This is a genomic window from Priestia sp. J2, from assembly GCF_020790095.1.
Lineage (GTDB): Bacteria > Bacillota > Bacilli > Bacillales > Bacillaceae_H > Priestia > Priestia zanthoxyli.
Map to the genome: position 1 here is coordinate 2247154 of NZ_CP086208.1, position 15049 is coordinate 2262202.

The following is a 15049-nucleotide window of genomic DNA, read 5'->3' on the forward strand; positions in this document are numbered from 1 at the left end:
GGAGAACTTATTATGTGCGGCGAGGAATTACAAGATTATTTAAATCAGGTGCTGGCTTATTTATTAAAAAATGGTGTGAATAGACAAGACGCCGAAGATATTACGCAAGAAGTAGCATTAAAATATTTAGAAAAACAAGAAATGGTCGATCCTGAAAAAATAAAAGCTTGGATGTTTCGCGTCGCATTAAATAAACGCTGTGACTTAGGAAGGCGTAAAATAGTGAAAGACCGCTATACGTCTTCTTACAAAGAAGAACCCGTTATGTATACGCCTATTCAGCAGGTCCTCAGAAATGAAGAAGCGGCTGAATGTCAGGCGATTTTAAATCAATTGAATCCTAAGTATCGCAATTTGCTTCTGTTAAAATATGGATTAGGATTTAAATATGAAGAAATTGCCGAGTTATTAAATATGCAGATGACTACGTTAAAATCAGCTCTTTACCGCGCGCGCAAATACTTTGTGAAGGGATATAATGAAGTCATTTAATATAAATGAAACAGCAGCAGTTTGTGAAAAAGAACTTTTTTACACAAACTACTGCTGTTTTTTTCGTATTTTTCTTCTTTGGACGGCATAGATAATCAAACTGATCGCACAAAAAGCTAAAGTGATCTCAATCACATCAGTATAAGAAGATGTCGTATTAAAAAAGGAACCGAAAATAAATAAAGCCAGCGTCCAAATGAAACCAAAAGAAAATGAGACTTTAATGTAATGACGATGATTCATTCCGCTTGCCCCGAGAAAAAAAGGCATCACATGTCGCATTCCTGGTAAAAAGTAGCTTGCGATGATGGCGTGAGATCCATATTCTTGAATTGTTCGCTCAACTTTCATGACATTCTTTTCCCATCGCGGGCGTTTTAATAGCGCAAGCGCCTGAGCTGAAAAAAGACTGGCTATCAAAAACTTGAGGTATAAGCTAAGCATCATGCCGCTGTAGGTAAGTATAAAAGCTGGAATATACTGAACGGATGGAGACGTAGCCTGGCTGCCTGCAAGCATAATATATACTGGGTCAGGAATAGGAGTAAGGTTGGCTCCGACTAAAATGATAAAAAAGAAATATCCGTAGCCTAATTGGTTAATGGCTCCGATAAGCTGATCAATCACGTTTTCTTCCTCCTTTCTTCATTAGAATACGAGAGAGTGACACACAGTGTTCGCTCAAAATAAAAATAAAGTATAGGTACGCACAACTTAGGAAAAAAGAGTTATAATAAATAAGAATGTACGTTCTTCTTTCGGGGATTAATTATACAGAAAGAGGTGATAGTATGAAAATGATGTACCCTAAAAACGGCAAAGTTATTCTTCATATTGATGCTAATGCTTTTTATGCATCTGTTGAAACCGCACATGATCATACGCTCAAAGATAAGCCTCTTGCTATTGCTGGCAATCCAAAAGAACGAAGAGGAATTGTTGTAACCTGTAACTATATTGCTCGTAAACGCGGAGTGTATGCGCCTATGCCTCTTTGGGAAGCGAAAAGAAAATGCCCCGAGCTGGTTGTTATAAAGCCTAATTTTCCATTATATCGCCAAGTGTCCAAAAACATGTTTGATTATTTAGTAACCATTTCACCTCTTTTAGAGCCCGCTTCAATTGATGAAGGCTATTTGGATATTACAAACTGTGCTGAATTAGGCTCTCCTCTTGACATAGCAAAGTCCATTCAGCAGCATTTAATACAGACGCTGCAAATTCCTGTGTCAATTGGAATCGCACCGAATAAATTTTTAGCCAAAACTGCAAGTGATATGCAAAAACCTTTAGGAATTACCGTTCTTCGAAAAAGAGATGTCCAGACAGTTCTTTGGCCAAAAGCCGTAGAGGAAATGCACGGAATCGGTAAGAAGACAGCTGAAAAGCTAAATGCGATTAAGGTGGTGACGATCGGTGATCTAGCAAATGCCGCTCCCGGTCTTCTTAAACAAACTCTCGGAGTAAAAGGAGAAGTTATGAGAGACCGAGCGTGGGGCCAAGATGATCGACAGGTGAACCCTGATCGCCAATCACAGTTTAAATCAATTGGAAACTCTACGACGCTATCTCAAAATGCAGTAGATGAACATGAAGTTCTGCCTATTTTAAATAAACTATCGCACTCAGTGAGTTCTCGTATGAAAGCGAAAAAAGTTGTAAGCAAAACGATTCAGTTAACGATACGATATAGTGATTTTAAAACCATTACTCGAAGCCAAACTATTTCTAAAGCAATTAGCGAGCCAAACGATCTTTTTCATTACAGTGCGGTATTATTTCAAAAGCATTGGAACGGAGAACCGATTCGTTTATTGGGCGTAGCTGCTCTTCAAGTGAGTCACCAACTCCAAGAAGAAGAACAGTTGGATTTGTTTACATACGGAGAACAAGCAAAAAAAGAGCCTTTATACAAAGCGGTCGAAAGTTTGCGTGAAAAATATGGAGATAACATTATTCAAAGCGGTTTAAAAAAACAAAGAGGAAAAGAAGAGAGGTAACTCTCTTTTTTTGTATAAAATAATAGGTTTACACTCATTATAGAAGGGGAAGTACATTACTATCACGGTAATCAAAGTGATTACAAAATGAATTTGATTGCGACTTTTTTAATTGTCTGCAATGAAATTACATAAAATAATCTATGAGGTGATCTTATGTCAGACGCACTATTTACATCTAAAGCAACAGCGGTTGGAGGCCGAGATGGTCGAGTTAAATCAGATGATGGTATTATTGATTTAACCCTTGTAAATCCTTCTCCAAATAACAAAAAAGAAGGAACAAATCCCGAGCAGCTGTTTGCAGCAGGATATTCTGCTTGTTTTGACGGCGCTTTAAATTTAATCGCTAAGAAACAAAAAAAAGACATTGATTCGTCTATTACTGCAGAAGTAAGTCTACTAAAAGACCACACTGATGATGGATTCAAAATTGGCGTGGTGTTAAACGCTCATATTAAAGGCGTTTCACAAGAAGTAGCTGAGAAGCTAGTAGAAGATGCACATCAATTCTGCCCGTATTCTAAAGCAACGCGCGGAAATGTTAACGTAACGTTAAATACAACGGTTGAGTAAATAAAAAAACGCTTGGATTTTTCTGAAATCCAGGCGTTTTTTTTTATGTGCAATTTTATATGGTCTATTTTTGATTGTACGTATGCAGTGATTGCAGTAACTCCTGCAGCGTTTCTTTCAGCTTTTCTAATTCTCCCTGTGACTTATTTGTCATGCTAAAAACTTCTTCTGGAATATGACAAGCTTTATCACGTAATTTTTTTCCTTTTTCGGTTAAACTAATAAAAACAACGCGTTCATCTTCATGAGAACGTTCACGAATCACTAATTCTTGATCCTGCATTCTTTTTAGCATAGGAGTAAGGGTGCCTGAATCCAAATACAGAAGTTCGCCCATTTTTTTCACGCTGAGTGTTTCATGTTCCCATAAAACAAGAAGAGCTAAATACTGCGGATAGGTTACTCCTAATTTATCGAGCAGCGGCTTGTACACCTTTGTAATTTCTCGAGACGTGGCGTAAATTGAGAAACAAAGCTGATTTTCTAGCTGCAGCTGCTTATAAAGTTGTTCCATTCATGTTGCCTCCAGTCTATTGCTTTTTATTTAATTATACACAATTAAATAGGGGTGTCCAATAACGCTGGATGAAAAAGTGATCAAGCTGTAAATAAAAAATGGGAATTTTACATATACTAAGAAAAAAAGGGAGCTGTGCACATGTATTTTGCAAAAAAAGCCGTAGAAGAAGAAGTAGATCAAATGATGGATACGACTGTATATGCGTGTCAATCTGAATCATGTAATGGGTGGATGAGAGAAGATTTTGTTACGGTTGATTATAACTGTCCGATGTGCGGAACAGGAATGTCGCAGGAAGTACGCGAGCTGCCGAAAATTAAGTACGATCACCAATTTTATAATAAATAAAAAAGAAGCAGCTGCTTCTTTTTTATTTTTCACTAAAATTTCATTAAGCTGAGCTAGACTAAGAACCAACATACGATGAAGGTGAGGAATATCAGAATGAATCAAGGGAACTTTTTGAAAGGTTTATTTTGGGGAACCTTATTTAGTATTCCTATTTGGATTTCATTGTTTGGCTGGTTCCGCATTTTATCACATCTTGCATAGTTTCGTTTTATAAATCGTCATACGCGCCCTTATCTTTCTATTTCCGCTATAATAAGGGTGATAGAAAAAATAAGGAGCTGTTCTCTATGATTCAATACAAAACGGAGCAAATGACGGTTTTTGAAAGCGCGCTATTTCAAACAACATCTGCAGTGATTGAAACAAAAGACTGTGTGATTGTTGTTGATCCAACATGGCTTCCTCACGAAATTAATGAAATTAAACAGCATGTTCAAGAGATTTTAAATCATCGCAAGCTGTATGTATTTTTTACTCACGGAGATTTTGATCATGTCATTGGGTATGGCGCTTTCTTAGAATTAAATGCCACCTTTATCGGCAGCAAATTTTTAAAAAATCATCCGGACAAAGAAGAAAAAGTTCAAATGATTAAGCAGTTTGATCATGACTATTATATAAAAAGATCTCATGATATTATATTCCCGGAGCTGGATATTGTGGTAACCGAAAATGAACAGCACATTACCTTAGGTGAAACATCTATTACCTGTTATTTTGCAAAAGGTCATACAAACGATGGACTATTTATGATTGTCGATAATTCAATATGGATCGCAGGGGATTATTTATCGGACTTTGAATATCCGTACATATATGAAAGTGTAAACGATTACCGCGACACGCTTGCTACTGCGCGACACATTTTAGCTAAGCACCAAAATCTAACGCTAGTTCCCGGACACGGAAAAACGACACATCATCGAGCTGAAATTCAAAGACGAGTGGAGATGGCCAGCTCTTATTTAGATGAACTGCAAGCTGCAGTGAAAGAAGACAGTAAAGAAGCGCTTGATAAGCTAAACGACAAATTGGCATTCCCATCTGATTTCACGGCACAATGTCATCAGAAAAACGTTGAAATTATGAAAAGAGAATTGCTGTTATAGAAATCGAGTGTACAGTCATCCCGTTGATATTAAAAGTAAGAAACCGCATCTTCTGTTGGATATGCGGTTTCTTACTTTCCTTTATTTATCAATTTAATGAAACTTTTTCCTTTTATATCCGTTCATATAAATAAGAAGTTATTTTATTTGTAAAGGAGTATGGCAATGGGGAAAAACGGTTGTGTAAAATGCGGACATACAGAAGCAAAAACAAAAGAAATTGCTACAACGGGAACGGGGCTGTCTAGATACTTAGACGTTCAGCACAATCAATTTACTGTGGTATATTGCACGAGCTGCGGGTATTCAGAGCTATATAATAAATCATCTTCAAGAGGCAGCAATATTATTGACTTATTTTTTGGAGGATGAAAATGAGTATCAACCTTATTGAAATTGATAAAGACCGGCACGCTTCCTATTTAAACCTGCTATTAATAGGGGATGAAGACGAAAAAGTAGTGAAGTCGTATATAAATGAAGGTTCCTTATTTACCATTGTGTATGAAAAGAAGGAGATAGGAGTTGTGCAGTGCCTCACCGATGAAGGGGAATCGGCAGTAGAAGTAAAGAATATCGGTTTAAAAGAAGCATACAGAGGAAAAGGAATCGGCAGCAAAGTCATTAAAAAGTTAGAAGTACTGTATGAACGTAACCAATATTCTAAAATGATTGTAGGAACAGCGGACTCCAGTCTTGAAAACATAGCATTTTATAAAAAGGCAGGCTTTTATCAAAGCGGTGTCAAAAAGAATTTCTTTTTGCAGTACGCTCCACCAATTTACGAGAATGGCCTGCAAGCTATCGATATGATTATGTTTGAAAAGAAATTAAAAAGCAGAAGCGACTAACACGCTTCTGCTTTTAATGATTAATCTAAAATTTGAAGTTTTACCGTTTTGCGTCCCCAATTTAAAGCTGAGCTTTGAGATGCCATAAATAAATCAACGCGAGTACCTTTAATGGCACCGCCAGTATCTCCAGCAATTGCTTCTCCGTAACCTTCTACGTATACGCGAGAACCTAATGGAATCACGCGAGGATCAACTGCAATTACTTTTCGATTAGGATTTGACCTTAGGTCGATGCCTGTAGCAGTGATTCCGCTGCAGCCCGCACAGTAAGCAGTATAAGCTGTTGCCTCAACCGTAATCTCTTTCGAAACCGACTTACTTTCTTGCGCTGGAGCAGGTGCCGGCGTTGAAGTCGACGGTGCTGAAGTTGACGGTGTTGAAGGAGCAGCAGGTGATGGCGTTGATGGTTTCGCCTGAGCTGCAGCTTGTCCGCCTACTTGTAGCACTTGATTAATGTAAATCGTATTAGACGATAAGTTATTCCACTGTTTTAATTGAGAAATTGAAATGCCGTGTCGCTGTGCTACGCTCCACATTGTATCTCCAGGCTGAACTTTATAACTTTTACTGTTGCTAGGAGCCGGGGATGCTTGCGTTTCGTTTGTTTTTTCTTGTACAGGTGCTGAAGGTGATGATGAAACTGTTCCTGTTCCGTTTATTTTTAATACTTGATTCACATAAATTAAATGACTAGATAAGTTATTCCACTCTTTTAGCTGCTGTACAGAAGTACCGTTGTCTTTAGCGATACGATAAAGCGTGTCACCTGATTTTACTGTATATGTATGATTTGAAGATGTTGTAGTTGGAGTTGAACTAGATGAAGAGTCAGTAGATGTAGATCCAATTTGTAATGTTTGGTTTGCATAAATTAGTGTGGAAGAAAGACCATTCCACTTTTTTAAGTCCTCAACTGTTACATTATGCTGCTGTGAGATGCTGAATAACGTTTCTCCAGCTTTTACTTTATGCGTGTCTGTGTCAGCCGATGCTGCGTCTGCAATTCCAATTGATACTAAAGCTGTGGCCCCTAATGTAAAAATGTGTTTTTTCATCTAATAATTCTCCTTTATTTCCAATAGTTGTCTCTTATTCTATCAGCAATATGTAACAAACTCATGACAAAATGGTAGGTTTTATATTACAAGTTTGTAACAATACGTCTAAAAATATAGAAAAAACGCAGTTTTTTTACGATTATGATGAAAAAAGTCTTAATTTGTCTGGAGAGATAGACTAGTAAAAAAGGTGTTCTCCTTTTATAAAAATGAAGAGGAAAGAAGCTATGCTATATTCAAATGACATGATAGAATAGACAAGTTAGAAATGAACGGATAAAAAGGGAGTTAGACATCTATGGAAAAACGCTCTATCTCTTCATATTTAAAAGCATGGGTGCGCGCACTTTCAATTGAGATTAATTATATGAAGAAACACGGCGGAGAAAAGCATACGGTAGGAAAAGGAGAGTACTTAGGGCAGCAGGGAGATGCGTATCTTTACCGCTTTGAACGCACAGCCGATTTATACCTTTTTGATGGAGCTCAGGTACGCCTTGTCCACCAGCATAAAGAAAGTAAAGGAGAAGTTATCGGAACGGAAGGATTTGATTTGTACCTTAAAATAGATGCGTTTATTGGACAAGAAGTAGACGAACTCGATATATATAACGAACCATGGGAATTATTGCAGGCGCTCATTGATAGACTGACGGAAGCAAAAGACTACAAGCAAAAAATAGTAAGAATCAAACGTCTTATGAGAGGCGATAGTCCTGTTCGTCATAAAGAGTATACGTCTAAGAACGCTCTTCATGAAGTGTTGCTGCGAGCGCGTTATAACCGTACTACTTATATTTGGGGGCCTCCTGGAACAGGGAAAACATATACGCTGTCCAAAATCGCGGCAAGCTATTACCGGAAATCAAAGCGTGTCCTTTTATTATCTCACAGTAATGCAGCGGTGGACGGTTTGCTGCAAGAAACTGCACGTCAGTTAAAAAAGAAAGAAGCTTGGAAAAAAGGAAAACTCATTCGATACGGAGCAACAAAAAGCAGCGGCTTAGAAAATATAAAAGTAGAAGAAGTCATTGGAGAAGATGATCCGGATTTAGCTCAGGAGATGCGTGATTTGCAAGAAGAACGAGTCTACTTAAGCAGATATCCCAATAGAGCTCACCAGCTTCACCAAGTTAACAAAAAGCTAAACGCCCTTCGTAACAAGTGGATTGAAGCGGAGAAAAATGTTTTTGATCAAGCGTATATTGTAGGCACTACTTTATCAAAAGCGGCTATTGACCGATTACTTTATCAAAGTGAATTTGATATGGTTGTGGTAGACGAAATTAGTATGGCATATGCACCGCAAATTGCTTTTGCAGCTACGTTAGGAAAACGAATTGTCGTATGCGGCGATTTTAAACAGCTTCCCCCGGTATCTCAATCTTCTCATGCTGAAGTGAAGAAGTGGCTGCAGCGAGATTTATTTGAGCAGACGGGTCTTGTAGAGCAAGTAGAAAGCGGTGAGATCCACCCGCATCTTTTTATGTTGAAAAAGCAAAGAAGAATGCATAAAGATATCTCAGCTTTTACAAATCGCTATATTTACAGCAATCGAGTAGGGGATCATCCATCTGTCACAACAAGTCGAGAAGTAGTAGCAAGCAGCCGGCCGTTTGCTCATGAAGCAGCGCTTATGCTTAACATTGGTCAGTTGCATTCTTCCGCTATGCGAGATGTCGCTTCCGGTTCACGCTATAATGTGATAACGGCTGTTTTGGCGGTAAGTTTGATACTGCGGGCACGCAAAGCTTCTTCGGCTACTATTGGCTATGTGACTCCCTATAAGTCTCAAGCTAAATTGATCAATGCATTTCTTCAAGATATTGAACCAGCCAGCGATATAATCGCAGCAACCGTACACAAATTTCAAGGCGCGGAACGAGATATCATGATTTTTGATACGGTCGATACAAAGCCGCAGTCAAAACCAGGTTTACTTTTAACAAATGAAAATAGCGACCGATTGGTAAATGTAGCGGTGACGCGTTCAAAAGGAAAATTTATGATGCTTTCAGACGAGTCGTTTGTCCAGCAGCGTGTACCAAAGGAGCGAGCGTTATGGAAGTTGGTCAACCACTTTAACGAAAATCAAAAAGTATACCAACCTCAGCAATTTTTAAAAGAAGTCATTCAGCATCGGAAATTGATTTGGTACCATCCATCGAACAGCAGTCAGTTAAAAAAAGATTTATATCAAGCTCGGCAGCAAATTTTATTGTGTATTCCTTATGCTTCGCTTGTTCCTCAAGAAATACGGGAGATGTTACATTCATTTAAAGGTGAAGTGACCGTTCTTACTCGTGAACCAAAAGAAGTTCGAATTGACGGTGCTCATGTCATTTCATCTGCTGTTCCGATGTCACTGCTTATCATCGATGAATCCACTATATGGATCAATATGCCTTACGGCGGAAAAAATGAAGCGTTTATGGCAGCTAGAATTGAGTCAAAGCTAGGCGCTAAACAGCTTATTCGGTCAATTGATTTTACAGAAGATAAAACAAGAAATCAAGAAACAAAAATGCATATAGAAACAAATAAACCACAATATTCTTTGAGTAATTACCTTCGCAGCTGGGATCGCTGTGAATCCTGTCAGCATATGCGAGAAGTAGAGATAACAAAAAAAGGAAAAGTAAGGTTTATTTGCTATTATTGCGGGAAAACAAGTGGGGCAACACGTTTATTAGTGGAAAAATATTTAAACTACGTACATGCTGTATGTAGAGCATGCAAGCAGCCGATGAACGTAGAGTATGATGAAAATAAAGGCGTCTACGCATGTTGTCCATCGTGCAAAAAAGAAGTTTTGCCTAGAGATCTATTGTAACTTTAGGAAAAGGGCGTGATCTTATCGTTTACTCTCGTAGTGTAGCGGCTTTAGCTGATTGTTTGCTAGAAGGAGACGTTCAAAAAAGCTGGCTGCTCATTGCTATATATATAGAAGAAGGCCATTCTTCAACTGACGTATATACGTTTCTGACAGAAGCGATGTATGACATAGGGAAAAGGTGGCAAGAAAATAAAATTTCAGTCGCGGACGAGCATTTGGCTACTGCAACCTGTGACTATGTGTTAACTCGCTTTCATCTATCACAGCATCAATTGCTTCAGCGTAATCGAGCACTTCTTTTTTGTATTGAAGGAGAAGAGCATTACTTAGGCATTAAAATGATTGCAGGACTTATGAGCGAACACGGATGGGAAGTTAAAAACTTAGGAGCAAACTTGCCGCTGCCGTTCGCTCTAAAAAGCATTGAAAGATGGGATCCTGATGTAGTATGTTTGTCCGTCTCACAAGTGCATTTGCTGCCTGATTTACAAAAATACATTGCTGAGATTGAAAGCATGCCGCAAAGTCCTCTTGTATTAGTAGGCAGCAGGCTTCTCAGCACGCATGATTTATCGGCTTCAGGATCTTCAAAAACTATATTCATTAATCATATTCAAGCTTTTAAAGACTGGCTTCTAATCAACAATAAAGAAAGTTCGACGCAAGATAAAATGTTAGCAATGGGGGAAGAAATATGATCAGTTTGCCGATTCAACACATTCCGGTTCCAATGTTTTTACTCAATAAAGACAACGAAATAATTGAATTTACACCAAGCGTCACGAAAAATTTCCCGCCTGTTCAGAACTTTTTAGATCTAGTTGATGAAGACAGCCAAGAAAAAGTAAAAAGAGCACTCCAGGGAAAGGAAGAAGTGCAAATCGAAGTAAATATGCGCACGTTTTCCAACCCGGTTGCTCTTTTTGATTTTCATTTTAAACCTGAAGCGTACCATTCGCTGCATGCTGTTTTCTGCTATCCTATTCATGAGCATATGACGAGTGTTCAATCAACCCTTCAACAGTTTCGCTCTATACTTATGCAAGACTCACCACAAGTGAACCAAGGTTTTTCGGTCAGAGAAACAGATGTAGAAACGGCGAAAAAAATGCAGCTAGTTGATCTTCAGCGTCATTTTCGAGAAATGAAAACAAATGTGCTAACCATTCAAGATCTCCTAAGTATTATCCGCTCCGACGTAATTGAAGCAGGAAAAGGAGAGTATATTGAATTGGTCTCTACACATTTGTTTGACATTCAAGATTTAATTAATCAGGAGCTTGACTGCTTAAGACAGAAGAACAAAGTACATTAAGAAAGCGGCAATCGGATTTCTACCGTTGTTCCTTTGCCTTCTTCACTATCATACGAAATGCTTCCTTTATGATTACTAATGATTTTATGACTCACCATCAATCCTAATCCTGTTCCTTTTTCTTTTGTTGTATAGAAAGGCTCGCCAATTCGTGTTAATCGATCTTTCGGCATGCCTTTTCCTTCATCTATCACTTGGACGACTACTTGATTTGTATCTGGATCAAATTTAGATACCACTAGAATAGACCCGGGGTCATCCATCGCTTCAATAGAATTTTTCACCATGTTGATAAATACTTGTTTCATATCTTTTTCAATACAATGAACAACAGGTAATTTTTCTTCAAAATCCGTTGAAATAGTAATGTTTTTAAGAATGGCCTGTGTATGCAGCAGTGTACATACGTCTTGAAGAATTAAATTTATCTGCTTATTTTCATATTTTACGACTTCGGGTTTGGCTAGAATGAGCAGTTCGCTAATAATCAGTTCTAAGCGGTTAAACTCGGACATCATAACGTCCATATATTCTTTTTTATACGTTTCTTCTTGCATCATAAGCTGTAAAAAGCCCTTTAATGATGTAAGAGGGTTTCGTATTTCATGAGCAATGCCGGCAGCCAGCTGTCCAAGTGCTGACAGCATCTCTGAATTTTTGAGCATCATTTCCGACTGTTTGCGCTGCGAAATGTCTTCGCTTAACCCAATGTAATGGATGATTTCATCCTGATCATTTTTAACAGGCATTAAGGCTAACTGTTCCCAAACGGTTTCTCCGTCTTCTTGGACGTAGGAAATTTCTCCGTTCCATTTTTCTCCTCTATATACTTCATTCCAAATCTTAGGGAATCTTTTAACGCCCAGCTTTTTTGTATATAAGTCATAGAGGTGCAGTCCAAATACTTCCTGCGGCGCATGCTTTTGCTCCATGAATTTTTGATTAATGTACTTAATTTTACCTTGATGATCGGTAATAAAAATGCCCGTAGGACTGTGAGCTACTGCAAATGATGTAATAGCCAATTCTTCATTTGATCGTTTAATTTCTGTAATATTAATAAACGTAATAACTACACCGTTAATTAAATTCTCGTTCGTACGATAAGGCATCATTTTCATGCTATACCATTGGTTATCGTAGCTTTGAATTTCTTTTTGAAGGGTGTTATTTGTTCTTAAAACGTGCATTGCGTCCTCAATTAGATGGTCATATCTAAAGTTATGCGAAATATGAAAGAAAGGTCTTCCGATATCTTGATGAAGAACGTTGATTACTGTTTTCGTTTCCGGCGTAAATAATTTAATATTCAGCTGCTCGTCTAAGAAGATGGTAGCAATAGTTGTACTGATTAATAAATTATCAATATCGTTGTTTAAGTCCGTTAATTCTTCAATCTTTCGCTCGTATTGGTTGTTAACACTAATTAACTCTTCATTAACAGACTGCAATTCCTCATTTGTGGACTGCAGCTCTTCGTTGGAAGCAATCAGTTCTTCGTTCGTGGACTTTAGCTCCTCATTTGCTGTTTCTAGCTCTTCAATCGTCGTTTGCAAATGCTGCTGTGTGTAATGAAGCTCTTGCTCTAAATCTACTACAAGCTCACTAATAGAGCTTGTTTGATTAAGAAACATGGGCTCTTCCTTATCAATAATGGCACTATCTGTCTGTTCATCAAACATAAGTAAGTAAAGAGAGTGATTTGTTGGAAGGGCAGATATCGTAATATTAAAACGGCGCTGCACGTTGTTTATGACAAATTCAATGTGCTGACAGCATACGCTCATACCTTGCTCTTTTACGCGTTTAATAGCTGCTCCAATGGCTAAAGAGACATGAACGGGAACCATTTTGAAAATGGTATAATTAATCTTCCCCACAGGAACGTTAATAAGCTGAGTCGCTTCTTTTGAACAAAATATCACTTCGTTGTATTCATTTAATACAAGACAAGGGCTCATAAAATGATCAATCATTGACTGATACATCTCATCCAATTTAAGCGAAGGAAGAGGCTTATAAAGTTGACTTGGCAGCGGTACGCTAGAAAAATCACCTTCATGCAAGCTGGATTTTGAAAGATTAAAAGCTCCTGTAATTTGTCGGCTGGGCTGCCCCGAACGTTTAAATATTTTCCACTTACTGTTGATAGGGCGGAACAAATCAGACAAATTTCCCGTTGTTTCACTAGGACCTAAAAAAAGTACGCCTTCTTCTGTCAAAGAAAAATGAAAAAGAGACAGAATGCGCTGCTGCAGTTCAGCTTGGAAGTAAATCATCATATTTCGACAGCTGATTAAATCAACGTTTACAAAAGGCGAGTCTTTTCCTATATTATGCGGGGCAAAAACAATCATTTTACGGATTGTTTTTTTAACTTGATAACCACCGTGTTTTGTTTGCTCAAAATATTCATTAATCTGAGCTGCTGAGAAGGAATGAACTTCCGCTTCTTCATAAATGCCTTGACTCGCTCTTTTGATTGCATGACGATCGATGTCCGTAGCAAAGATTCGGACATCGAAATAACGGTTGATTGTTGATAAATAGTCATGAAGCAAAATAGCTAATGTATATGCTTCTTGACCAGTAGAACAACCTGCTACCCAGATGCGGATTTCATCTTCTTGGCTATGAATCTTTCTTTCAACTAATTGAGGGATGACTTGTTCTTCAATAATAGAGAATGCTTCTTTATCTCTAAGAAATTGCGTCACTCCAATCAGCAGGTCTCGCTGCAGTTCGACGATTTCTTCGGCTTCCTTACATAAATAGTCCCGGTACTCTTCCATCGTTTGAGAGGGCGGATCGAGTAAAGCCATTCTTTTTTCAAGTCGTCGCAGCACCGTGTTTTTTTTGTACATAGAGAAGTCGATGCCTGTTTTCTTCTTTATTAATGAATAAATGTATTGCAGCGTTTCTTCATTATATGTAAATTCAGTTTGGCTGACATGCGTTTGCACAAGGTCAGGCATATCAGCAGGAGAAAGAATATAATCAGCAAGGTGTGCATCAATAGCGCTTAGGGGCATATCTCTGTACTTTGCTGTGCTTTCATCTTGTACAAGTACAGTTCCGCCATACTCTCTTATCGTTTTTGCTCCTCCTGTTCCATCATTTCCTTTTCCCGATAAAATAATGGCTGTGCACCGGTGTTTTTTTGCAGCGGCCAGAGAATGAAAAAAGGCGTCAATCGGATACTTTACCTGATCATTTTCTTCATAAGGACGAAGGCGAAGAGTATGATCCACAACGGTCACATAATGATGGGGAGGATTTAAATAAATTGTGTCTTCTTGTAAAGTCATCCCGTCTTGTGTCAGTTTGATATTCATTCCTGTTTTTTTTGCTAAAAGTTCTGGCATAAAACTTTTATATTTAGAGGAAAGGTGCTGTACAATAATAAACGCCATTCCATTTGGTGAAGGCATATTAGCGAAAAACTGCTCAATAGCTTCTAACCCTCCGGCAGAAGCGCCAATTCCCACAACGTGTAAATCCTGTTTCTCTATTCCTTCTGAAGACGATGGAACTGTAGAAAACGAGTTGTTCTTCATAATAGAACCTCCAATAATGTTTCGACACTTCCTAGATTGTATGTCGTTTTGTTTATTTTAATGTCGACAGCACAGCGTGGTTTACATCAAAAGTAAATTTTTCAAAAAAAACCAAGATGCTGGTACATAGGTTCATTTTAGCAAACCTATTATATTGTTCAAATAACGTTTTCAAAATTCCTCTATTTTTCGCAAAAAAATTTTAAAGTCCAAACTATATAGTATGCCCCGATTTTCCTTATATAAACGTATTTTTATAAAAAAAATCGTTTTTTTTTTGCAGAAAAAAATATTTAAAAAAATTTTGTTTACGCTTACATACGCATAAGGTTATACGCTCAAGGAGGAAAAAAACGGTTAAATTCAACTTGACACTCTTTT

14 protein-coding genes are annotated in these 15049 nt (G+C 37.9%); 10 read left to right on the top strand and 4 right to left on the bottom strand.

Going from position 1 to position 15049, the window contains the following annotated elements; genetic code table 11:
• The first annotated feature begins 12 nt into the window (after nucleotides 1-12).
• Nucleotides 13-492: an RNA polymerase sigma factor gene (locus LJY09_RS11265; protein WP_028413409.1), complete on the top strand. Its 480-nt coding sequence runs from the start codon at nucleotides 13-15 to the stop codon at nucleotides 490-492.
• Between the two features lie 48 nt (nucleotides 493-540).
• Here the strand turns inward: LJY09_RS11265 and LJY09_RS11270 are convergent, their stop codons facing one another.
• On the bottom strand, nucleotides 541-1119 hold the full coding sequence (locus tag LJY09_RS11270; protein WP_028413408.1) for a DedA family protein: 579 nt from the start codon (nucleotides 1117-1119) through the stop codon (nucleotides 541-543).
• Nucleotides 1120-1283: 164 nt separating this feature from the next.
• Here LJY09_RS11270 and LJY09_RS11275 point away from each other — a divergent pair, with 164 nt between their 5' ends.
• Together LJY09_RS11275 and LJY09_RS11280 are read left to right on the top strand one after the other, a co-directional pair.
• Nucleotides 1284-2492, top strand: coding sequence for a DNA polymerase IV (locus LJY09_RS11275; protein ID WP_047751006.1), 1209 nt, complete (start codon nucleotides 1284-1286; stop codon nucleotides 2490-2492).
• Nucleotides 2493-2648: 156 nt separating this feature from the next.
• Nucleotides 2649-3068, top strand: a complete 420-nt coding sequence (locus tag LJY09_RS11280) for an organic hydroperoxide resistance protein (protein ID WP_016764045.1) — start codon at nucleotides 2649-2651, stop codon at nucleotides 3066-3068.
• A gap of 64 nt (nucleotides 3069-3132) precedes the next feature.
• Here LJY09_RS11280 and LJY09_RS11285 read toward each other — a convergent pair whose 3' ends face one another.
• The gene (locus tag LJY09_RS11285; protein WP_014460175.1) at nucleotides 3133-3582 is read right to left on the bottom strand and encodes a MarR family winged helix-turn-helix transcriptional regulator; all 450 of its coding nucleotides are present in this window, start codon (nucleotides 3580-3582) and stop codon (nucleotides 3133-3135) included.
• 144 nt (nucleotides 3583-3726) lie between these two features.
• Between LJY09_RS11285 and LJY09_RS11290 the strand changes: the two genes are divergently transcribed.
• From LJY09_RS11290 to LJY09_RS11305, 4 genes are all read left to right on the top strand, one after another.
• Nucleotides 3727-3936 (top strand): cold-inducible protein YdjO-related protein, encoded by a 210-nt coding sequence (locus tag LJY09_RS11290; protein WP_014460174.1) that lies wholly within the window; start codon nucleotides 3727-3729, stop codon nucleotides 3934-3936.
• Nucleotides 3937-4226: 290 nt separating this feature from the next.
• Nucleotides 4227-5048: an MBL fold metallo-hydrolase gene (locus tag LJY09_RS11295; protein ID WP_028413406.1), complete on the top strand. Its 822-nt coding sequence runs from the start codon at nucleotides 4227-4229 to the stop codon at nucleotides 5046-5048.
• A 165-nt stretch (nucleotides 5049-5213) separates the two neighbouring features.
• Nucleotides 5214-5420 (top strand): zinc ribbon domain-containing protein, encoded by a 207-nt coding sequence (locus LJY09_RS11300; RefSeq protein WP_016764047.1) that lies wholly within the window; start codon nucleotides 5214-5216, stop codon nucleotides 5418-5420.
• Nucleotides 5421-5422: 2 nt separating this feature from the next.
• Complete coding sequence (locus tag LJY09_RS11305; protein WP_028413405.1) at nucleotides 5423-5899, top strand: GNAT family N-acetyltransferase; 477 nt, start codon at nucleotides 5423-5425, stop codon at nucleotides 5897-5899.
• 20 nt (nucleotides 5900-5919) lie between these two features.
• Here the strand turns inward: LJY09_RS11305 and LJY09_RS11310 are convergent, their stop codons facing one another.
• Nucleotides 5920-6957 carry a LysM peptidoglycan-binding and 3D domain-containing protein gene (locus LJY09_RS11310; protein WP_028413404.1) on the bottom strand — a complete coding sequence of 346 codons (1038 nt, stop codon included), beginning with the start codon at nucleotides 6955-6957 and terminating at the stop codon, nucleotides 5920-5922.
• Between the two features lie 301 nt (nucleotides 6958-7258).
• Between LJY09_RS11310 and LJY09_RS11315 the strand changes: the two genes are divergently transcribed.
• The 3 genes from LJY09_RS11315 to LJY09_RS11325 are packed head-to-tail and all read left to right on the top strand — an operon-like array spanning nucleotide 7259 to nucleotide 11111.
• Nucleotides 7259-9793, top strand: coding sequence for an AAA domain-containing protein (locus LJY09_RS11315; protein ID WP_028413403.1), 2535 nt, complete (start codon nucleotides 7259-7261; stop codon nucleotides 9791-9793).
• Between the two features lie 23 nt (nucleotides 9794-9816).
• Nucleotides 9817-10494 carry a cobalamin B12-binding domain-containing protein gene (locus LJY09_RS11320; protein ID WP_261763673.1) on the top strand — a complete coding sequence of 226 codons (678 nt, stop codon included), beginning with the start codon at nucleotides 9817-9819 and terminating at the stop codon, nucleotides 10492-10494.
• The gene (locus LJY09_RS11325) at nucleotides 10491-11111 is read left to right on the top strand and encodes a hypothetical protein (RefSeq protein WP_028413401.1); all 621 of its coding nucleotides are present in this window, start codon (nucleotides 10491-10493) and stop codon (nucleotides 11109-11111) included. Before LJY09_RS11320 ends, LJY09_RS11325 begins: the two co-directional genes overlap by 4 nt.
• Here the strand turns inward: LJY09_RS11325 and LJY09_RS11330 are convergent.
• Nucleotides 11108-14668, bottom strand: a complete 3561-nt coding sequence (locus tag LJY09_RS11330) for a CheR family methyltransferase (RefSeq protein WP_028413400.1) — start codon at nucleotides 14666-14668, stop codon at nucleotides 11108-11110. The genes LJY09_RS11325 and LJY09_RS11330 overlap by 4 nt on opposite strands.
• Nucleotides 14669-15049: the final 381 nt, after the last annotated feature.

Bases quoted from the DNA above. Each gene is read 5' to 3' on its own strand.
- LJY09_RS11265 (WP_028413409.1), top strand. From the start codon at position 13: ATGTGCGGCGAGGAATTACAAGATTATTTAAATCAGGTGCTGGCTTAT.
- LJY09_RS11275 (WP_047751006.1), top strand. From the start codon at position 1,284: ATGAAAATGATGTACCCTAAAAACGGCAAAGTTATTCTTCATATTGAT.
- LJY09_RS11280 (WP_016764045.1), top strand. From the start codon at position 2,649: ATGTCAGACGCACTATTTACATCTAAAGCAACAGCGGTTGGAGGCCGA.
- LJY09_RS11285 (WP_014460175.1), bottom strand. From the start codon at position 3,582: ATGGAACAACTTTATAAGCAGCTGCAGCTAGAAAATCAGCTTTGTTTC.
- LJY09_RS11290 (WP_014460174.1), top strand. From the start codon at position 3,727: ATGTATTTTGCAAAAAAAGCCGTAGAAGAAGAAGTAGATCAAATGATG.
- LJY09_RS11295 (WP_028413406.1), top strand. From the start codon at position 4,227: ATGATTCAATACAAAACGGAGCAAATGACGGTTTTTGAAAGCGCGCTA.
- LJY09_RS11300 (WP_016764047.1), top strand. From the start codon at position 5,214: ATGGGGAAAAACGGTTGTGTAAAATGCGGACATACAGAAGCAAAAACA.
- LJY09_RS11305 (WP_028413405.1), top strand. From the start codon at position 5,423: ATGAGTATCAACCTTATTGAAATTGATAAAGACCGGCACGCTTCCTAT.
- LJY09_RS11310 (WP_028413404.1), bottom strand. From the start codon at position 6,957: ATGAAAAAACACATTTTTACATTAGGGGCCACAGCTTTAGTATCAATT.
- LJY09_RS11315 (WP_028413403.1), top strand. From the start codon at position 7,259: ATGGAAAAACGCTCTATCTCTTCATATTTAAAAGCATGGGTGCGCGCA.
- LJY09_RS11325 (WP_028413401.1), top strand. From the start codon at position 10,491: ATGATCAGTTTGCCGATTCAACACATTCCGGTTCCAATGTTTTTACTC.
- LJY09_RS11330 (WP_028413400.1), bottom strand. From the start codon at position 14,668: ATGAAGAACAACTCGTTTTCTACAGTTCCATCGTCTTCAGAAGGAATA.